Here is a 20,544-nt window from a genome sequence, read left to right as displayed (position 1 = left end):
AAAAGGGCTCAGCATGCTGGGCCCGTTTTAAATGCGATTCAGAAATCCGGTTCGGCGCGGAAATGCATCGGCGTCAGGAATGCCGGGTGGGTGATGCGCAGTTCCTGCGCATGCAGTTGCAATCGCGGCGCCATTGCCTTGGCTTCGGGATGCGCATAGAACCCATCGCCGAGGATCGGGTGGCCCAGCGCCAGCATATGCACTCGCAACTGGTGAGAGCGGCCGGTGATCGGCGTCAGTTTTACCCGCGTACTGCCATCGGCATCGCGCGACAACACCAGATACTCGGTTTGCGCCGCTTTGCCGGTTTCGAAACACACCTTCTGCAGCGGCCGGTTCGGCCAGTCGCAAATCAGCGGTAAATCCACCAGCCCTTCATCGTGCTCCAGATGGCCCCACACGCGGGCGATATAAGATTTCTTCGGCTCGCGTTCGCGGAACTGACGCTTGAGCTCACGCTCTGCGGCCTTGTTCAGCGCCACCACAATCACTCCGCTGGTCGCCATGTCCAGGCGATGTACCGATTCGGCTGCCGGAAAGTCCGCCTGAATGCGCGTCATCAGGCTGTCTTTGTTTTCCGGCGCTCGGCCGGGCACCGACAGCAGGCCGCTGGCCTTGTTGACCACGATAATGTGCTCATCCTGATACAGAATATGCATCGGGTCCTGAGGGGGATTGTAGGGTTCCATCTTGGCTCCGCTGAAAGTGACCGTACGAGGAACCGGAGTTCCCCGTGCCGCAGGTTACTGGTGAGTGACCACCACCAGACGGATAGCGTCCAGACGCCATCCCGCTTCATTCAGGTTGACCAGTACCTGTTTACGGTTGAACTCCAGCGCTTCCACTTCGTCATCACGGATGTTCGGGTTAACCGCCTTCAGCGCTTCCAGACGCGCCAGTTCGGTGCTCAGCTTGTCGTCCGCTTCTTGTTTCGCCTGTTCAATCAGCGCGCGCGCCTGGTCTTCAACCAGGCTTTCCGCCTGTTGCAGCATGGCGTGTACGTCCTGCTGTACGGCGTTGACCAACTTGCTGGAGGTATGGCGGTTGACCGCGTTCAACTGACGGTTGAAGCTTTCGAATTCGACCTGCGCCGCCAGGTTGGTGCCTTTGCGGTCCATCAGCATGCGGATTGGCGTCGGTGGCAGGAAGCGGGTCAGTTGCAGGTGTTTCGGCGCCTGCGCCTCCACCACGTACACCAGTTCGACCAGCAAGGTGCCGACCGGCAGCGCCTTGTTTTTCAACAGGGACACCGCACAGCTGCCGGTATCGCCGGACAGGATCAGGTCCAGGCCGTTACGGATGATCGGGTGTTCCCAACTGACGAACTGCGCGTCTTCACGCGACAGCGCCTGTTCGCGATCGAAGGTGACGGTGCAGCCGTCTTGCGGCAGGCCAGGGAAGTCCGGCACCAGCATGTGATCGGACGGCGTCAGCACAATCAGGTTGTCGCTGCGATCGTCCTGGTTGATGCCGACGATGTCGAACAGGTTAAGCGCAAAGCCCACCAGATTGACGTCGTTGTCCTGATTGGCGATGGCCTCCGCCAGTGCCTGAGCTTTCTCGCCGCCGTTGGAGTGCATTTCCAGCAGGCGATCGCGGCCCTGCTCCAGTTGCGCTTTGAGGTGATCGTGCTGTTGGCGGCAGGCGTGAATGAATTCGTCCAGCCCTTCATGCTCGGTCGGCGCAGCCAGGAAGCCGATCAACTGCTCGTAACCGCTGTCATAAATGGTGCGGCCGGTCGGGCAGGTGTGCTCAAAGGCATCCAGCCCTTCATGGAACCAACGCACCAGCACCGCCTGAGCGGTGTTTTCCAGGTACGGCACCATGATTTCAATTTCATGCATCTGGCCGATACGGTCCAGACGGCCGATACGCTGCTCCAGCAGATCCGGGTTGAACGGCAGATCAAACATCACCAGGTGGCTGGCGAACTGGAAGTTGCGGCCTTCGGAACCGATCTCCGAGCACAGCAACACCTGGGCGCCGTCTTCTTCTGAAGCGAAGTAGGCGGCGGCGCGGTCACGTTCGATAATCGACAGCCCTTCGTGGAACACCGCAGCGCGGATCGCTTCACGCTCACGCAGCACCTGTTCCAGTTGCAGCGCGGTGTCGGCCTTGGCGCAGATCACCAGCACTTTCTTATCGCGGTTGGCCACCAGGTAGTCCAGCAACCACTCCACGCGCGGATCAAAGTTCCACCAGGTGGCGTTCTCGCCTTCGAATTCCTGGTAGATTTGCTCTGGGTACAGCATATCGCGTGCGCGCGCTTCAACCGTTTTCTTCGCCCCCATGATGCCGGACACTTTGATGGCGGTCTGGTACTGGGTCGGCAGTTGCAGCTTGATCTGGTGCAGATTGCGATGCGGGAAGCCTTTAACGCCGTTGCGGGTGTTGCGGAACAGCACGCGGCTGGTGCCGTGGCGGTCCATCAGCATGGTGACCAGCTCCTGGCGCGCCTGCTCGGCGCCCTCGGCGTCGCTATTGGCGGCCTTCAGCAGCGGTTCGATGTCCTGCTCGTCGATCAGTTCGCCCAGCATGTTCAGCTTGTCATCGGCCAGACGCTCGCCGCTCAGCAGCAGGGTAACGGCATCGGCGACCGGGCGGTATTTTTGCTGTTCGCTGACGAATTCTTGGTAATCGTGGAAACGGCTCGGATCCAGCAGGCGCAGACGAGCGAAGTGGCTTTGCTGGCCAAGTTGTTCCGGGGTTGCGGTCAGCAGCAGTACGCCGGGGATGTGTTCCGCCAACTGTTCGATGACCTGGTATTCGCGGCTTGGCGCGTCTTCGCTCCAGGCCAGGTGGTGGGCTTCATCGACCACCAGCAGATCCCACTGGGCGTCCGCCAGCTCTTCCAGGCGCTGCTTGTTGCGGCGCACGAAGTCCAGCGAGCAGATCACCAGCTGTTCGGTTTCAAACGGATTGCTGCTGTCGAGTTTGGCTTCCGAGTAACGGCTGTCGTCGAACAGCGAGAAATAGAGGTTGAAGCGGCGCATCATTTCGACCAGCCACTGGTGCTGGAGCGTTTCCGGCACCACGATCAGTACGCGCTCGGCGCGGCCTGCCAGCAGTTGCTGATGGATGATCATCCCGGCTTCGATGGTTTTCCCCAGACCGACTTCATCCGCCAGCAGTACGCGCGGCGCATGGCGCTGCCCGACTTCATAAGCGATGTGCAACTGGTGTGGGATCAGGCTGGCACGCATGCCGCGCAGGCCGGCGAACGGCAGGCGATACTGCTCGCTTTGGTATTTACGCGCGCGATAACGCAGGGCGAAGCGATCCATACGGTCGATCTGGCCGGCAAACAGACGGTCCTGCGGCTTGCTGAAGGTCAGCTTGCTGTCCAACAGCACTTCGCGCATCGCCACGCCGCTTTCCTGGGTGTCCAGGCGGGTGCCGATATAGGTCAGCAGGCCGTTATCCTCTTTGACCTCTTCTACCTGCAGCTCCCACCCTTCGTGGTTACTGATGGTGTCGCCCGGATTGAACATCACGCGGGTGATTGGCGAGTCACTTCTGGCATAGAGGCGGTTTTCACCGGTGGCGGGGAAAAGCAGGGTAACCATGCGCACATCCAGCGCCACGACGGTTCCCAGACCTAATTCGCTTTCCGTATCGCTGATCCAGCGTTGACCAAGTGTAAAAGGCATATGTTGTTGGCTCGATTCTTTTTAAGTAAGTCTTGTTACCGGGCGGGAAGGGCCGCGGCACCTGTATCAAACGTTTGCTAATCCCGGTTTATTTTAATTTGACGGGCAATAGCTGTTCACGCCATGCGGGCGTCGCGAGACGGCATGGGCGCAGCGTGGTTCAGAATTTGGGAAGGGCGCTATGGTAATGGAAGGCGGCGCGTTCGTCACCTGCAAAACCCGATGATTTTTCTTAACCCTTCGCCAAAGCCCGCATGGCGGACGCAATGTCAGAATAGCCCCATCTGCCCGGTGACCAGCGTGGTAAAATCGTCATGCAGAAAAGGGAGTATAGCGTCTGCCACCGGTTGCAACTGGCGGTCCAGATAATGCTGGTAATCTATTGCCGACTGCTGGGTCTCCAGGGGTTCCGGCCCGGCCACGGTCATGACGTAGCTGATCCAGCCGCCGCTCTGGTATTGCAGCGGTCGACCCTGTTGACGATTATAGTCGTCGGCGATACGTGCTGCGCGGACGTGCGGCGGCACGTTGCGCTGATACTCGTCGAGTTTCCTGCGCAGGCGCTTGCGGTAGACCAGCCGATCGTCAAAGTCGCCGTTAAGCGTTTTGCTGACGTATTCACGCACAAAATCCTGATACGGCTGCTGTTTGAATATGCGCTGGTACAGCAACTGCTGGAATTGTTGCGCCAGCGGCGTCCAGTCGGTACGCACCGTTTCCAGGCCTTTGTAGACCATTTCTTCGCTGCCGTCGGGTTTGACGATCAACCCGGCATAGCGCTTTTTACTGCCTTGCTCGGCGCCGCGGATGGTGGGCATCAGGAAGCGCGAGTAATGGGTTTCAAACTCCAGTTCCAGCGCGTTCTCGAGCCCGAATTGCTGCTGAAGATGCTGCTGCCACCATTGGTTTACCTGCTGCACCAGCGCCCTGCCAATCTGCGCCGCTTGCTGTTCGCTGTGCGGTTGCCTGAGCCAGACGAAGGTGGAATCGGTGTCGCCGTAGATCACCTGATAGCCCTGTGCCTCGATCAGTTCGCGCGTCTGGCGCATGATCTCATGGCCGCGCAGGGTGATCGACGACGCCAGACGGGGATCGAAAAAGCGGCAGCCGCTCGATCCCAACACGCCGTACAGCGCGTTCATGATGATTTTTAAGGCCTGGGATAACGGTTTGTTCTGTTGGCGCTTTGCCGCTTCGCGCCCTTGCCAGATCTGTTCGACGATCGCCGGCAGGCAGTGTTTGCCGCGCGAGAAACGCGCGTGGCGAAAACCGGGTACCGAATCGGCATCGCCCGGGTGCTGCATGCCCTCCACCAGCCCGACCGGATCGATCAGGAAGGTGCGGATGATCGACGGGTACAGGCTTTTGTAATCCAGCACCAGCACCGAGTCATACAGGCCGGGTTGGGAATCCATGACAAAGCCGCCGGGGCTGTGTTCCTCCGGCTGCTCGCCGAGGTTGGGCGCCACAAAACCCAGCCGGTGCATACGCGGCATATACAGATTACTGAACGCGGCCACCGAACCGCCGCTGCGGTCCGCCGCCAGCCCGGTGACGGTCGCGCGCTCCAGCAAGAAGGTCAGCAGCTCGGCTTTGGCGAAAATCCGCGTGACCAACTCGCAGTCCTTCAGGTTGTAGCGCGCCAGCGCCGGTTTGTCTTCGGCGAAGCGCCGATCGATTTCTGCCATCCGCTGGTAGGGGTTATCGATGGATTTGCCTTCTCCCAGCAGCGCCTGCGCTACGTATTCCAGGCTGAAAGAAGGGAAGTTCCAGGTGGCGGATTTCAACGCTTCTATGCCGTCGATAATCAGCCGCCCGGCGGCAGAGGCGAAAAAGTGATTCTGCTTGAAGCCGTGTTCGCGCCATTCCAGCAGGTTGCCGCCACGGCCCAGCCGCAGAGGGATTTGGTAGCGCTCGGCGTGTTTTTGCAGCACGCGCAAATCGAACTGCACCAGGTTCCAGCCGATGATGGCGTCCGGATCGTGCCGTTCCAGCCACTGATTCAGCCGTTCCAGCATCTGTGGACGGCTGGTGCAGTATTCCAGCTCGAAATCCAGCGGTTCATTGCCGCCGTTGGCCGGCCCCAGCATGTACACCTGGCGTTGACCGCACCCTTCCAGCGCTATTGAATACAGCTCGCCGTGGGCGGTGGTTTCAATGTCCAGCGAGACCATTTTCAGCGTCGGGCGGTAATCCGGCGCCGGTTTCATCTGGCCGTCGAGCAGTGGGCCGCTGCCATTGGGCCGGCCGCTGAACCACACCGGCGCGGTGATAAAACGCTCCATCAGGTAGCGCTCCGGCGGGCGGATATCGGCTTCGTAGACATTGACGCCGCCGTCTTTCAGCAGCTTTTCCAGTTTGATCAATTGACGGTGCTGGCGGCAATACAACCCCAGCACCGGGCGGTGATGGAAATCGGTCAGCGGCAGGGTTTTCAGCTCCAGTTGCCGCTCTTCACGCAGCAACAGCTCAGCGCGCTGGCGCTGTTCGGCGGGGATAAAGGCTACGGAGTTTTGCGGTGGCAGGCGAAGTTGCTGCGGCCCGTGGTCGGTCGCCAGCCAGAACTCCACCTCGGTACCTGCGGGCGTATCGCGCCAGTGGCGGGTGAGCAGAAAACCCTGTTGGAGTGACATCACGCGGTTCCTGAGAAGCTAAACTGAAAGGGGATAGGCATAAGTTACAGTATGGGTTTTTATACAGTCATTGTCCATTGCCGGGCGGTTCCGCTAAAAACGCATACAATTCATCGGTTGACTCACTTCCGGCCGCACCGGACAATCCCACGCCCACGCGCTTTTGATAACGAGTAGAGGTTTATGGAAGCCTATTTGCAGCATCTGATCACCCAGTCATTGGCTTTCACTCTGATGGTCGTCATGTTTGTCGCGTTTCTGGAATCGCTGGCGCTGGTGGGGTTGTTACTGCCCGGCACGGTAATGATGGCCAGCATCGGCGCGCTGATCGGCAGCGGCCAGGTGGATTTCTATTACGCCTGGGGCGCGGGGATCCTCGGTTGCCTGCTGGGGGACTGGATCTCGTACTTTATCGGCCGCGCTTTCAAGGGGCCGCTGCACCGCTGGTCATTTCTAAAAAAGAACAAGGCGATGCTGGACAAGACCGAGCACGCGCTGCATCAACACAGTATGGCGACCATTCTGATTGGCCGTTTTGTCGGCCCGACGCGTCCACTGGTGCCGATGGTGGCCGGGATGCTCGATCTGCCGCCGTACAAATTCGCCCTGCCTAACATTATCGGCTGCATCACCTGGCCGCCGGTCTATTTCTTCCCGGGTATTTTGGCCGGCGTGGCGATAGACATTCCTGCCAGCGCCAACAGCGCGTTATTCAAATGGTTGCTGTTTGCGGTGGTGGTGCTGATTTGGCTGGCCGCCTGGTTGAGCTGGCGTTGGTGGCGTGAAGGCAAGCGCAGCGCCGATCGGCTGAGCGCCTGGCTGTCGCCGGTGCGGTTGCGGATGGCCTGCGTGCTGAGTTGGGTGCTTGCTTTCGGCGCTTTTTATTCCCTATACCAACAGCCGTTGATGCCGGTGTATCGTCACCTGTTGTGGAAAGTACTGGCCGGTTGATATCCCCGTCGTTTTTCACGCGGCAGCGAACAATGCTGTCGCGTGAAATTCATCGGGGATAAGGCTTTGGCGCTTGTCCACATTACTGGAAGAACGCTTCCAACTGCTCAAACACCCGCACGTCTTCGCTGTGGCGTTTCACCTGCAGCACGTCCTCGAGTTTTTCTACCTGGCTGATCATCTGCACCAGCCGTTGATCGTCCGCCACCAATAGCCAGATCCGGCTTTGCTTGCCGTCTTTCAGCGGCATGCACAGGATGCCTTCCACGTTGAAGGCGCGGCGCGCAAACAGACCGCACACGTGCGACATCACGCCGGGATGGTTGCGGACCGCCAGCTCAAGGATCACCTGTGGATTATTGTGTTGTTCTGACATGGCTTATTCTCCAATCATGTCGATGTTGGCGGCGCCCGGCGGCACCATTGGGAAGACTTTTTCATTGATATCGATCAGCGCGTGGATCAGGCACGGGCCAGGGCGTTGGATCGCCTCGGCCAGCGCGGCCTGTGGATCTTCTGCGGCGTTCAGATCGCAGGTGTCCAGCCCGAACCCGGCGGCAATCTTGATAAAATCGGTGCGTTTCGGGTAGGCGGCGGCAAAGATGCGCTGCTGATAGAACAGGGTTTGTTGCTGATGCACCAGCCCCAGCGCCTGATTGTTCATCAGGATAATCTTCACGTCCAAATCGTGTTCGACGGCGGTAGCCATTTCCTGGATGTTCATCATCAGGCTGCCGTCGCCGGAGAAGCACAGCACTTTGCGCTGCGGTTCGGCCAGCGCCGCGCCGATAGCCGCCGGCAGGCCGAAGCCCATGGTGCCCAGGCCGCCGGAGGTCAGCCACTGGCGCGGCCGGCTGAGTGGATAGGCCTGGGCCACCCACATCTGATGCTGGCCCACGTCGGTGGTAATGATGGCGCTTTCATCCACGCAGCGTGCGGCGGCCAGCACCAGCCCGTAGTGGCTCAGCGGATCTTCGGCGTTTGGCATGCTGAACGGGAACTCGCGTTTCAGGCCGTTGACGGTGTCCAGCCACTCGCTGCGCGGCTGCGCCTCAATCTGCGGCAACAGCTGTTGCAGCACCTGGCCGACGTCGGCATGAATGGCAATATTCGCCTGCTTTACCTTGCCCAGTTCGGCGCGGTCGATATCCACGTGGATGATGCTGGCGTTAGGGCAGAACTGTTCGGTTTTGCCAATCGCCCGATCGTCAAAGCGTGCGCCCAATACGATCAGCAGATCGGCTTCCTGCAGAATAAAGTTGGTGCTGCGGGCCGCATGCATCCCCAGCATGCCCAGTGACAACGGGTGCTGCACCGGCATGGCGCCCAGCGCCATCAGCGTCATGGTGGTCGGCAGGTTGGCGCGTTCGGCCAGCTCAATCGCTTGTTGGTAAGCATTGGCGCAGATAATGCCGCCACCCAGATACAGCACCGGGCGCTTGGCCTGGTTGATCATTGCGGCGGCTTGCGCCACTGCTGCGGCTTCGAAGGCCGGCGCTGCGTCAGGCACCGCGACGGGCGGCAGTTCATCCAGAGTGATCACTGCCGTTTGTACGTCTTTCGGCACGTCAATCCATACCGGGCCGGGGCGGCCGGATTCGGCGATGCGGAATGCGTCGCAGATCACCTGCGGCAGTTCGCGGATGTCGCGCACCAGGTGGTTGTGCTTGGTGATGGGAATCGAGATGCCGTAGGTATCCACTTCCTGAAAGGCGTCGGTGCCAATCATGGAAGAGGGCACCTGGCCGGTGATGCACACCAGCGGGATGGAATCGAGTTTGGCGTCGGCGATGGCGGTGACCAGGTTGGTCGCCCCCGGCCCGCTGGAGGCGATGCAGACCGCCGCCTTGCCGTTGGCGCGTGCCATGCCCTGCGCCATAAAGCCCGCGCCCTGTTCGTGGCGTGCCAGCACGTGGTGAATGCGAGTGCTTTGGCTCAGCGCGTCATACAGCGGCAGTGCCGCACCGCCGGGAATGCCGGCTACGGTGGTGATGCCCTGGCGCTCCAGCAAATGAACGATCAGTTCTGCGCCGGTGAAGCGTTGGCCTTGATGTGGCGTGCCCGAAATTGCCATGTTCCTATCCTTTCTCAGGGCCGGTTCGCTTTTCTGGGCAGGGGGCTAAAACAAGAAACCCCGCCCGGTTTGCGCCGGCGGGGTTTGGGAATCGATGCGTTGATTCGGACCCTACGGCGCATTGCCGACGACCACCACCACACGCACGACGACCATCACCGCGGCTGGTAGCGCGGTAACTAGTAGGGTCGAAGTCAGCGAGGATGCGATCACAGGGAACCTTATCATCAGTAATAAAAGTCAGGTTTTTATAAAACCACAGGCGAAAAATTCGCACAACAGGTTTATTTGCCCAGCATAAAAAACGCGCTGCAGATCACGGTTTGTGCGAAATGCCCAGCACCCGCGCTTCCGGCGCGCTGCCGTCCAGCAGCGCCTGCGTGGAGCCGTCGTAATAAATACGCCCGTCGACCACCAACAGGGTGCGAGGCGCGATGCGTGCGGCGTCATCCAGGTTGTGCGACACCATCAGCAGCGTCAGGTTGCGTTGGTCGCAAACCTCTTGCAACAATTGCAGCATCTCATTGCGCAGCGCGGGATCGAGCGCCGAGAAAGGCTCGTCGAGCAGCAGGATGGGCTGCTGGCGGATCAGGCAGCGAGCCAGGGCTGCGCGCTGGCGTTGGCCGCCGGAAAGCTGCGACGGCAGGCGCTGCAGATGCTCCTCCAACCCCACCTGGCGGGCAATCTGCGCCAACTGTTGTTGCTGGTCCGCGTTAAGCCGCAGCCCGGGGTCAAGGCCCAATCCGATGTTCTGCGCCACCCTCAGGTGGGCGAACAGGTTGTTTTCCTGAAACAGCATCGAGACCGGCCTTTTGGCCGGCGGCGTGCCGGTGTGGTCGCTGCCGTTCAGCAGCAACTTGCCGCTGGCGGCCGGCAGGAAACCGGCGATCAGGCTGAGCAAGGTACTTTTACCCGCGCCGCTGGGGCCGAGCACCGCGACACGTTCGCCCGGCCGGATGCGCAGATCAAAGCGCATCGGCAGGTGTTCATACAGATAGGTCAGTTTTTCAAGCGTCAGCATATGTCCTTCATCTTTCAAGTTGCCGCTGTGTTGGCTTTCTTCACTTATCCCAGTCACTTAGTGGACTAAGCTCCTGGGAATGCGCTCAGTCGCCGCCTTGTTGCAGCTTGAAATCTATTGGGCAGAGCGCCCCGGTAAGCGTTCGATCAGGGTAAACAGCAGGAAGCACAGCAGCAGGAGCAACAGTGCGGTGACCGCGCCGTCATTGCTGCGATAGGCGCCGATCTGCTGATACAGGTAAAAAGGCAGGGTGCGGAACTGCTCGTTGCCAAACAGGGCAACCACGCCGAAATCGCCGATCGACAGCACGCAGGCGAAAGCCAGCGCCTGCGCCAGCGGGCGGCGCAGCGCTTTCAGCTCGATCCAGCGCAGCCGCTGCCAGCCGTGCATACCCAGCGACAGGCACAGCGGGTTGTAACGCTCTGCCAGGTCTCGCATCGGGTTTTCCAGCACTTTCAGGGCGTAGGGTACCGCCATCAGCGCATTGGTGAGGATCACCAACGCATAGGGCGATTGCGGCAACCCGACAGTATCGCTCAACAGCAGGAAAAAACCGGTGGCCAGCACGATCCCCGGCATCGCCAGAATCACCATGCCGCTCAGTTCAAGCGTTTGGCCCCAGCGCAACCGCTGTTGCAGCTTCAGTTCTCGGCTGCTCCACAGCAGCATCATGGTCAACACCACGCACAACGCGCCGGCACCGAGGGCGATACGCAGTGACGTGAACAGCGCTTGCCACAGCACCTGCTGTTGCAGGACGCTGACCATCGTCTGATTGGCGCCATCGGCAATCACCGCCAGCAGCGGGGGCAACAGCAACAGCAGGGCGGCGGCGATCAGCAGAAAATCGCTGGCGCGACGCCACAGGCTGTCTTCGGGATTGCGCCAGATGTGGGCCTGGGTACTACCGACCGGCAGCGCCTGGCTCAGCCGCTGGCTGAGCACGACCAGGCCCAGACAGCACGCCAACTGGATCAGCGCCAGCAGGGCGGCGCGGCTGAGATCGTAGTCATAGCTCAGCGCCTGGTAGATCGCCAGTTCTATGGTGGTGGCCTGCGGCCCGCCGCCCAGTGACAACACGGTGGCGAAGCTGGCGAAACAGAGCATGAAGATCAGCGCGCCGCTCGGCAGGATTTGGCGGCGCAACGCCGGCCACTCGACGAAGCGGAACTGTTGCCAGCCATTCATGCCGAGCTGAGCTGCCAGTTGGCGCTGTTCGACCGGAATGTTTTCCAGCGCCTGCAGCAACAGGCGGGCGGCCAGCGGCAGATTGAAGAACATATGCGCCAGCAGGATGCCCTGCAGACCATAGGGGGAAAAACTGTAGTTGATGCCGAGCCAGCCGCACAGCAATGCCAGCCAGCCCTGTCGGCCATACACGCTGAGCAGGCCGAATACCGCCACCAAGACCGGCAGCACCAGCGTCATGGCGCACAGACGCAGCAGCAACAGCCGGCCGGGAAAGCGGCGGCGGTATAGCGCACGTGCCAACGCGATGGCGGGCAGCACCGAGATCAGCGCAGACAGCAACGCCTGCCAGAAGGTAAAGCGGACTACGTGCCACAGGTAGCTGTCCTGCCACAGGCCGCGCCAATCGCTTTCCGGCGCGTGCCGCCACAGCGAGCCCATCGCCAGCGCGGCGACGGTCAGGATCAGGCCGGCGGCCAGCAGCCCCGGCCAGAGCCAGTGCGGGATCAGCGGCTGACGGCGGTTTGCCATGCCCGGATCCAGCTACCGCGTTGTTTGGCGACCTCTCCGGCGCTGTATTGCAGCGCGGTCTGGGGTACGGTCATTTGCTCAAAGCCGGCCGGCAGTTGAGTTTTGATCACCGGGTACATCCAGTTACCGGTTGGAATGGTGTTCTGGAACGCCGGGGTCACCATAAATTGCATGAAGCGCTCCGCCAGTTCAGGCTGCTTGCTGGCCTTGAGTTTGCCTGCCACTTCCACCTGCAGATAATGGCCTTCGCTGAAGTTGGCCGCGGCGTAGCTGTCTTTCTTCTCTTCGATCAGATGATAAGCCGGGGAGGTGGTGTAGCTGAGCACCAGATCGCCTTCGCCTTTCAGGAACAGGCCGTAGGCTTCACTCCAGCCTTTGGTGACGGTGACGGTTTTCTTCGCCAGTTTCTGCCAGGCTTCTGGCGCGTTATCGCCAAACACTTTCTGCATCCACAGCAGCAGGCCCAGGCCTGGGGTGCTGGTGCGCGGATCCTCGTAGATCACCTTCCAGTTTTGATCGCTGTTGACCAGTTCCTGCAGGCTTTTTGGCGGGTTCTTCAACTTGTCTTTGTTGTAAACGAAGGCAAAGTAGCCGTAGTCATAAGGCACGAAGGTTTTATCCTGCCAGCCGCCCGGCACGCTCAGTTTGGCGCCGTCAACGCGGCTTGGCGCGAATAAACCGGTTTGTTGCGCGGCCTGCAGCAGGTTGTTGTCCAGCCCCAGCACCACGTCGGCGGTGCTGTTTTTCCCTTCCATGCGCAGGCGGTTAAGCAGCGAAACGCCGTCTTCCAGCGCGACGAATTTCAGCTCGCAGTTGCAATCCGCTTCGAACGCTTTTTTCACCGCCGGGCCAGGGCCCCAGTCGGCCGCGAAGGAATCATAGGTGTAGACCGTCAACGTGGGCTTGGCAAACGCTGAAGCGGCACACAACAACAGTAATAAGGGCAGGCTTTTTTTGACCACTTTGCACTCCTGAAAGATAAGGGGGCAAAGGTATCTGAGGGCGAGGTGATTAAACCGGGTCGCTATGCTCAAATCCCTCCGCCGGTATTGACCGGATCAGGTTCGACGGGTTTGTTCTCAGCAAAACCTGCACGCCGCGTTTTCATCACGCCGCCGCCGTTTCGCACCCCGTTGAGACGGCGCTATTGTAGAGATTAACGGGCGCCGGCGAAAGGCGCTTATGCTTCCGGCGGCGCAAACCAGGCGGATTTAAAATCAAACCAGCCAAGGGTGTTCATTCGCACACCGCGCATGCTGCGCTGGCCGTGCAGTTGCAGCCAATGATGAAACAGCGGGTGTAACTGGTGACCGTTGACCAACCGTTGGCAAAAATCCGCCAGCGGCAGGGCATTGGCGCGCCACAGCGCCGCATCTGCGGCGAGATCGTCATTCATGCAATGCTGCATCAATGGCAACTCATACAGGGTGGCGAACAGCGAGAACTCCAGCGGCAGGTAGAAGTTGGCGCTACCCAGCCACAGATCGCTGGTGGCTTCCCCTTTATGCCAGGCGTCGTAGCTCACCGTCTGCACGTTAAGTCGCACCCCGTGCAATGCCAGCAGCGGTTCAATTGCCTGTCGAATGGCGTGGAATTCCGAGTGTTCACTGTAGTAGGTCAGCGTCAACTCGGTCAGCCCGGCCGGCTTGGGTTGTTGCGCCAGCGCGCGATTGTGATGCCAGCGCGGCAGGATGCCATAGGCCGGTGACCAATAGCGTTGATAAATCGGCCCGGCGTTGCTCAGCAGCGAGATGGGGTTAATCAGCTCGCACAGCCAGCTGCGAATGGCCGGATCGGCCGCCAAAGGAGAGCGTTGATCGAACAGCAGGAAATAGCAGCCTTCCTCCAGCCGGCTTTCAAGCTCGTTGTTGCCGGTGTCATCCGCCTGCAGTTGCACGCCGGAATGCACCAACTCTTCGGTGAGCTCCGGCAACACCCAGATATTCACCTCATCAATCAGTGCCCGATAGCCGAAGTAGTCATCGAAGGCGTGGATTTTCATCTGGCTGCGGTGGTTGCGCACCACGCTGTACGGCCCGGTGCCCACCGGATGGCGCGAGAACTCCGGCATGCTTTGCCACTCGCGCGGCAGGATCATGGCAGGCACGCTGCCCAGCAGCCAGGGCAGCCAGTAATCGGGGCTGTGCAGGTGCACGTCAATCACGAAAGGCGTCGGTGAGGTCACGCGCTCGATATGCGAAAACAGCGGTTGAGGGATCAGACGAGTGAGGGAGCTAATCACATCGTCCATTTCCAGCTCGCGGCCGTGATGAAAATGTATCGCCGGGCGCAGATAAAAACGCCAGTGCAAAGGCGTCAGCGGCTGCCAGTGATGCGACAGGTCCGACTCAAGTTCCCCGTTTTCCTCGTTTATCCGCGTCAGGCCGCTGAAAATCTGCCGGGCCAGGTGAATTTCCGAACGGCGCAGCGCCGAGCCGGGCAGCAGGTTGTACAGTTGGCGATAGTAGAGCACGCGCAGGATGTGTTTACCCTGCCGAAAGCTGCGCCCAAGTTGGGACAGCAGCATCTGCCGTACCACGTTTTTATCGCCGACCAGTTGTACCAGTTGATCGATGCGGTCTTGCTCCAGCAGTTCCTCCGCTCTCTGCTGCTGCAGGGCCAGGCCGGTATAGTGGAAGGTGAGCCGCGAACGCTTGCCGCGCCCCGATTCCGCCTGCCAGGTCAGCCACCCTTGTTGCTGCATGGCGCCGAGCAATGAACGCACGTGACGGCGCGAACAAGTGAGCACTTCGGCCAACTCTTGCAGCGTGGTGTCGGTGGTCTCGCCGTGGCAGCGCTGCCACAGGCGAATGAACTGTTGTTGCAAACGTGAGGTAGACATAAAAGAGGAACACTCCGGCATCAACTCATCAATTTATCTTTCCCCATATTACGCCGATAATTTTCATCAATGAAAGGGGGAGGGCGAATGATGAAAGCATTCTTGTCAAAACAGTTCTATCAGCGCTACTTCAGCGCGGTGCGCCGCCAGCATGCCGACTGGCTGGGCCTTGTGCCTGAACAAGCCCGGCTGGAGATGCTGGCTCACCTGACCCAGTGGGATCTTAGGCTACCCCCCACCGTTGACCGTGGTGCCGTCGCAGGCCCAAAAGCCCGTTATCCCGACGAAGGGAGCAGCCCATAGTGGGCTATGGGCAAGCCCGCCAACACAGAAAACGGGTTTTTGGGGCGCGACCCGAAGGGCTGGGGCCATTTGAGCGTACATCTGTGTTGCGCGCCGCTTATTTGGCCCACCAAACCTCACGACACGCGCCTTGCTGCACGCCCAAATGACCGCCAGCGGCGCTCACGTGCAACGGTGGGGGGTAGCCTCGATATGACAGACAAGCAATACCGCGAGCACCTCTGAGGTTGCGGTAGCAAAAATGTTTCTGAGTAATGGTGTTGTTCACCAGCCAGTGGGGTCATACCCACTGGTTTTTTTATTATTGGTCGCGGTGATGTTCTTGCAATTTTTTCACCGTAGCCTAAGGTTTTGTCTTCCGCTTTAGGGGCAGGGACGAAGATATGAAACGACTGTACGGGTTGCCGCGCCGCTTTAATCCCATCTTTGCCGCATTCCTGTTGATTGCTTTTCTTTCCGGGATCGCCGGAGCGCTGATGGCACCGACGCTGAGCCTGTTCCTCACCACCGAAGTCAAGGTGCGGCCGCTTTGGGTGGGGTTGTTCTACACCGTCAACGCCATTGCCGGCATCGTCGTCAGCTTTCTGCTGGCCAAGCGTTCAGATACGCGGGGTGACCGGCGTACGCTGATCCTGGTGTGCTGCCTGATGGCGGTCGGCAACTGCCTGCTGTTTGCCTTCAACCGCGACTACCTGACGCTGATCACCGCCGGGGTGCTGATGTCGGCGATTGCCAATACCGCCATGCCGCAGATTTTCGCGCTGGCGCGGGAGTATGCCGATAGTTCGGCGCGCGAAGTGGTAATGTTCAGCTCGGTCATGCGTGCGCAGCTGTCGCTGGCGTGGGTGATAGGTCCACCTCTGGCGTTCACGCTGGCGTTGAACTACGGCTTTACCTGGATGTTTGGGATCGCCGCCGCCACTTTCGCGATCTGTGCCTTGCTGGTGTGGTTTACCTTGCCTTCGGTACCGCGCACCCAAGCGGCGGAGCAGGGCGATGCGCTGGACGGTGTGCCTTCGGCCCCGATAGCGTCCGCCAGCGCCTGGCGAAACCGCGATGTGCGGTTGTTGTTTATCGCCTCTATGCTGATGTGGACTTGCAACACCCTGTACATCATCGATATGCCGCTGTACATCACCGCCGATCTGGGCCTGCCGGAAAACCTTGCGGGGTTGTTGATGGGCACGGCCGCCGGGCTGGAGATCCCGGCGATGCTGCTGGCCGGTTATTACGTCAAACGTTTCGGCAAGCGCAATATGATGCTGTTTGCCGTGGTGGCCGGCATCCTGTTTTATGCCGGATTGGCGGTGTTTAAATTCAAGCTGGCGCTGATGGTCTTGCAACTGTTCAACGCCATATTTATCGGCATCATCGCCGGTATCGGCATGCTCTATTTCCAGGATCTGATGCCAGGGCGGCCGGGTGCGGCGACGACCTTGTTTACCAACAGCATCTCCACCGGGGTGATCCTGGCCGGCGTGCTGCAAGGCGCACTGGTAGAAAACCTGGGGCACTATGCGGTTTACTGGCTGGCGACGGCCCTGGCGGTGGTGGCGCTGTGGATCAGTATTCGGGTACGAGAAGTGTAAACGCTAACGTCATTAACATTGACGCATGTCATTGAGAACATTACGCCAGAACCTCAAGCTATACGGACCCGGAGCGCGATTGCGGCGCTCTTGCCCATCTTGCTGCTGAGATGCCGATCCGTTTAGACCATTTGGGTATGCCATGGACAAACTAACACCGCTCAAACCCGTCCCCTCTCTGTGTGCCGTTGCCGCCGTTTTGCTTATTTGGTTTGTCATCCCGGTACCTGAAGGGGTTGCGCCCAACGCCTGGCATCTGCTGGCGCTGTTTATCGGCACCATCATCGCCATCATCGGCAAGGCGATGCCGATCGGTGCCGTTTCGGTGGTGGCCATCGCGCTGGTGGCCATCACCGGGGTGACTAATCCCGGCAAGCCGGGTGCAGCGCTGGAGGATGCGCTGAGCGGCTTCTCCAATCAGCTGATTTGGCTGATTGGCTTCTCGATCATGATCTCCTTTAGTCTCAACAAAACCGGGTTGGGCTCGCGGATCGGTTACTATTTTATTTCCCTGTTCGGTAAAAAGACGCTGGGCATTGCCTATGCGCTGACACTGGCGGAACTCACTTTGGCGCCGGTGACCCCGAGCAATACCGCCCGTGGCGGCGGGATTATTCATCCGATAATGAAGTCGATCGCCGACAGCTTCGGATCCCGGCCTGAGCTGAACAGTTCCGGCAAGATTGGCCGTTATCTGGCGCTGGTGAATTACAATATCAACCCGGTGAGTTCGGCGATGTTCATTACCGCCACCGCGTCTAACCCTCTGATTGTCAGCCTGATCGCCAAAGGCACCGGCGGCAGCCTGGAACTGTCATGGTCAATGTGGGCGCTCGCCGCACTGGTGCCGGGGCTCTGTTCGCTGGCGGCGATACCGCTGGTGCTCTATCTGTTGTACCCGCCGGAGATTAAAAGCACCCCGGACGCACCGCGTTTTGCGCGGGAAAAACTCACAGAGTTGGGCCCGGTGACGCTGCCGGAGAAAATCACTTTAGGGGTGTTTGCCCTGCTGCTGGTGCTGTGGGCCGGCATTCCGGCGATGATCTTTGGCCCAGCCTGGCTGGTAAACCCGACCACGGCGGCGTTGATCGGCCTGGCGGTGCTGCTGGCGACCGGCGTGCTGAGCTGGGAGGACGTGCTGAAGCACAAGGGGGCCTGGGATACGGTGGTGTGGTTCTCCGCGCTGGTCATGATGGCCAGTTTCCTCGGCAAGCTGGGGCTGATTGACTGGCTGTCGCACTCCGTCGGCAGAGGTATCGACCACATGGGCATGAGCTGGGTGGGCGGCGCCATCTTGCTAACCGCCATCTATCTCTATTCGCATTATTTCTTCGCCAGCGCCACCGCTCACGTTACCGCTATGTTTGCCGCCTTCCTGGCCGCCGGAATGACATTGGGCGCACCGCCGGCGCTGCTGGGGTTGATTCTGGCGTTCGCCTCTTCACTGATGATGTCGCTGACCCATTACGGTACCGGCACCGCGCCTATTGTCTTTGGCTCCGGTTACGTGACGCTGGGAGAATGGTGGAAAACCGGCTTTGTGGTGAGCGTGGTTAACCTGCTGATCTGGATCCTGATCGGCGGGGCGTGGTGGAAGTGGCTGGGTTACTGGTAACCCCGTCATACTTGGAGCTGCCGCTGTGTTGGCTGAGTAAGCGCCCCCGGTCGCTTGGTTAGCCAAGCTCCAGGGAATTTACTCACTTGCCGCCTTGCCGCAGCTCCAATTATTTAAGGTATTAGAAGGTGATCAGTTCAGAAACGCCGGCTGCTGTGCCTCGTAGCGGGAGATGTCCGCTTCGTGCTGCAGCGTGAGGCCGATGCTGTCCAACCCGTGGATCATGCAGTGGCGGCGGAAGCTGTCGATCTCGAACGGATAGCTTTTTCCACCGGCATTCACCGTCTGATTTTCCAGATCCACCACAAACTCGGTACCTTCGTTTTCAGCCACCAGCTTGAACAGCGTATCCACGTCCTGTTCGCTCAGTGTCACCGGCAGCAGCTGGTTGTTGAATGAGTTGCCGTAGAAGATATCGGCGAAGCTTGGCGCTATCACCACTTTGAAGCCGTAGTCGGTCAGCGCCCAGGGCGCATGCTCGCGTGAGGAGCCGCAGCCGAAGTTCTCACGCGCCAACAGGATGCTGGCTCCTTTGTAGCGCGGCTTGTTCAGCACGAACTCCGGGTTCGGTTGCTGGCCGGCGTCGTCCAAAAAGCGCCAGTCGTTGAACAGATGCTGGCCGAAACCCGTGCGGGTCACTTTCTGCAAAAACTGCTTTGGAATAATGGCGTCGGTGTCGACGTTGGCCGCATCCAAAGGCACCACTAAACCGGTATGTTGAGTAAATTTAGCCACGGTAGTGCCCCTTAGTGAATATCACGGATATCGGCGAAATGGCCGGCAACGGCAGCGGCAGCGGCCATTGCCGGGCTGACCAGGTGGGTGCGCCCACCGCGGCCCTGACGCCCTTCGAAGTTACGGTTGCTGGTGGATGCGCAGCGTTCGCCCGGATTCAGGCGGTCGTTGTTCATCGCCAGGCACATGGAGCAACCCGGCAAACGCCATTCAAAACCGGCTTCAATAAAGATCTTGTCCAGACCTTCGGCTTCCGCCTGCGCTTTTACCGGGCCGGAACCAGGCACCACGATGGCCTGAACGCCGTTGGCGACTTTGCGCCCTTTGGCAATCGCCGCCGCCGCGCGCAGATCTTCGATGCGTGAGTTGGTACAGGAGCCGATAAACACTTTGTCGATCGGCACTTCAGTCAGCTTAATGCCCGGTTTCAGATCCATATAGGCCAACGCCTTCTCGGCCGAGGCGCGCTCGACCGGATCGCTAAAGGATTCCGGTGCCGGGATCGCCTGATTGACGGCGATCACTTGCCCAGGGTTGGTGCCCCAGGTCACCTGTGGCGCGATGTCTTCGGCGCGCAGGGTTACTACGGTGTCGAATTTGGCATCGTCGTCGGATTTCAGCGTGCGCCAGTAAGCGACGCCTTGTTCCCAGTTCTCGCCGGTAGGCGCAAACTGGCGGCCTTTCAGATAATCAAAGGTGGTGTCGTCCGGCGCGACCAGGCCCGCTTTGGCGCCCATTTCGATCGCCATGTTGCACAGCGTCATGCGGCCTTCCATGCTCAGCGCTTCAATCGCCTTGCCACAGAACTCCACCACGTGGCCGGTGCCGCCGGCACTGCCGGTTTTACCGATCACCGCCAGTACGATGTCCTTGGCGGTGATGCCTTCCGCTGCGACGCCGGTCACTTCGATTTTCATGGTCTTGGCGCGGCCCTGCTTCAGGGTCTGGGTCGCCAGCACGTGCTCCACTTCCGAGGTGCCGATCCCAAACGCCAACGAACCGAAGGCGCCGTGGGTGGCGGTATGGGAGTCGCCACAGACGATGGTCATGCCCGGCAGCGTCATGCCCTGCTCTGGGCCGATAACGTGCACGATGCCCTGGAACGGGTGGTTCAGGTCATACAGCGAAACGCCGAACTCAGCGCAGTTCTTGATCAGTTCCTGCATCTGAATGCGCGCCATCTCGCCGCTGGCGTTAATGTCTTTGGTCTGGGTGGACACGTTGTGGTCCATGGTGGCAAAGGTCTTGCCCGGCTGGCGTACTTTGCGGCCCATGGCGCGCAGGCCGTCGAACGCCTGCGGAGAAGTGACTTCGTGCACCAGATGGCGATCGATATACAACAGCGGCGTTTCGTTCGGCGCTTCGTACACCACGTGGGCATCGTATAATTTCTGATATAACGTTTTCGACAT

General features: G+C 59.9%; 16 protein-coding genes and 1 riboswitch. Of the genes, 4 read left to right on the top strand and 12 right to left on the bottom strand.

Translation table 11 applies throughout. The annotated features are described in order from the left end of the window. Positions 1-38: 38 nt before the first annotated feature. From rluA to ACUTSW_RS15435, 3 genes are all read right to left on the bottom strand, one after another. A complete protein-coding gene (rluA, locus tag ACUTSW_RS15445; protein WP_062869609.1) occupies positions 39-689 on the bottom strand; it encodes a bifunctional tRNA pseudouridine(32) synthase/23S rRNA pseudouridine(746) synthase RluA in 651 nt (216 codons plus the stop codon). A gap of 54 nt (positions 690-743) precedes the next feature. Continuing rightward, positions 744-3,650, bottom strand: a complete 2,907-nt coding sequence (gene rapA, locus ACUTSW_RS15440) for an RNA polymerase-associated protein RapA (RefSeq protein ID WP_062869610.1) — start codon at positions 3,648-3,650, stop codon at positions 744-746. Between the two features lie 269 nt (positions 3,651-3,919). Further along, positions 3,920-6,283 carry a DNA polymerase II gene (locus ACUTSW_RS15435; protein WP_445584803.1) on the bottom strand — a complete coding sequence of 788 codons (2,364 nt, stop codon included), beginning with the start codon at positions 6,281-6,283 and terminating at the stop codon, positions 3,920-3,922. Between the two features lie 183 nt (positions 6,284-6,466). Between ACUTSW_RS15435 and ACUTSW_RS15430 the strand changes: the two genes are divergently transcribed. Beyond that, positions 6,467-7,234, top strand: a complete 768-nt coding sequence (locus tag ACUTSW_RS15430; RefSeq protein ID WP_063198685.1) for a DedA family protein — start codon at positions 6,467-6,469, stop codon at positions 7,232-7,234. Positions 7,235-7,316: 82 nt separating this feature from the next. Here the strand turns inward: ACUTSW_RS15430 and ilvN are convergent, their stop codons facing one another. From ilvN to sgrR, 7 genes are all read right to left on the bottom strand, one after another. Then, entirely contained in the window at positions 7,317-7,610 is a 294-nt protein-coding gene (gene ilvN / locus ACUTSW_RS15425) for an acetolactate synthase small subunit (protein WP_004950087.1), read from the bottom strand. A 3-nt stretch (positions 7,611-7,613) separates the two neighbouring features. Beyond that, a complete protein-coding gene (gene ilvB / locus ACUTSW_RS15420; protein ID WP_062791259.1) occupies positions 7,614-9,308 on the bottom strand; it encodes an acetolactate synthase large subunit in 1,695 nt (564 codons plus the stop codon). A 111-nt stretch (positions 9,309-9,419) separates the two neighbouring features. Further along, positions 9,420-9,536: an ilvB operon leader peptide IvbL gene (gene ivbL, locus ACUTSW_RS15415; protein WP_208295193.1), complete on the bottom strand. Its 117-nt coding sequence runs from the start codon at positions 9,534-9,536 to the stop codon at positions 9,420-9,422. Positions 9,537-9,624: 88 nt separating this feature from the next. Next, positions 9,625-10,329 (bottom strand): thiamine ABC transporter ATP-binding protein ThiQ, encoded by a 705-nt coding sequence (gene thiQ / locus ACUTSW_RS15410; RefSeq protein ID WP_004950092.1) that lies wholly within the window; start codon positions 10,327-10,329, stop codon positions 9,625-9,627. 114 nt (positions 10,330-10,443) lie between these two features. Beyond that, positions 10,444-12,048: a thiamine/thiamine pyrophosphate ABC transporter permease ThiP gene (gene thiP / locus ACUTSW_RS15405; RefSeq protein WP_445584802.1), complete on the bottom strand. Its 1,605-nt coding sequence runs from the start codon at positions 12,046-12,048 to the stop codon at positions 10,444-10,446. Beyond that, positions 12,024-13,010 (bottom strand): thiamine ABC transporter substrate binding subunit, encoded by a 987-nt coding sequence (thiB, locus tag ACUTSW_RS15400; protein ID WP_445584801.1) that lies wholly within the window; start codon positions 13,008-13,010, stop codon positions 12,024-12,026. Before thiB ends, thiP begins: the two co-directional genes overlap by 25 nt. 55 nt (positions 13,011-13,065) lie before the next feature. After that, positions 13,066-13,191, bottom strand: a riboswitch (TPP riboswitch). 37 nt (positions 13,192-13,228) lie between these two features. Further along, positions 13,229-14,890, bottom strand: a complete 1,662-nt coding sequence (gene sgrR, locus ACUTSW_RS15395) for an HTH-type transcriptional regulator SgrR (RefSeq protein ID WP_445584800.1) — start codon at positions 14,888-14,890, stop codon at positions 13,229-13,231. Positions 14,891-14,977: 87 nt separating this feature from the next. Between sgrR and sgrT the strand changes: the two genes are divergently transcribed. The 3 genes from sgrT to ACUTSW_RS15380 all read left to right on the top strand — a co-directional run bounded on the left by sgrT (position 14,978) and on the right by ACUTSW_RS15380 (position 18,397). Continuing rightward, positions 14,978-15,193, top strand: coding sequence for a glucose uptake inhibitor SgrT (gene sgrT / locus ACUTSW_RS15390; protein WP_445584799.1), 216 nt, complete (start codon positions 14,978-14,980; stop codon positions 15,191-15,193). Between the two features lie 383 nt (positions 15,194-15,576). Further along, the gene (locus ACUTSW_RS15385; RefSeq protein WP_445584798.1) at positions 15,577-16,782 is read left to right on the top strand and encodes a sugar efflux transporter; all 1,206 of its coding nucleotides are present in this window, start codon (positions 15,577-15,579) and stop codon (positions 16,780-16,782) included. A 142-nt stretch (positions 16,783-16,924) separates the two neighbouring features. Then, entirely contained in the window at positions 16,925-18,397 is a 1,473-nt protein-coding gene (locus ACUTSW_RS15380) for a DASS family sodium-coupled anion symporter (protein WP_445584797.1), read from the top strand. Positions 18,398-18,529: 132 nt separating this feature from the next. Here ACUTSW_RS15380 and leuD read toward each other — a convergent pair whose 3' ends face one another. Further along, a complete protein-coding gene (gene leuD / locus ACUTSW_RS15375) occupies positions 18,530-19,132 on the bottom strand; it encodes a 3-isopropylmalate dehydratase small subunit (RefSeq protein WP_004950106.1) in 603 nt (200 codons plus the stop codon). A gap of 11 nt (positions 19,133-19,143) precedes the next feature. After that, positions 19,144-20,544 (bottom strand): 3-isopropylmalate dehydratase large subunit, encoded by a 1,401-nt coding sequence (leuC, locus tag ACUTSW_RS15370; RefSeq protein WP_004950109.1) that lies wholly within the window; start codon positions 20,542-20,544, stop codon positions 19,144-19,146.

The sequence above is a fragment of the Serratia sp. TSA_198.1 genome, assembly GCF_052686505.1.
This window is presented reverse-complemented; position numbering and strand designations above follow the sequence as displayed.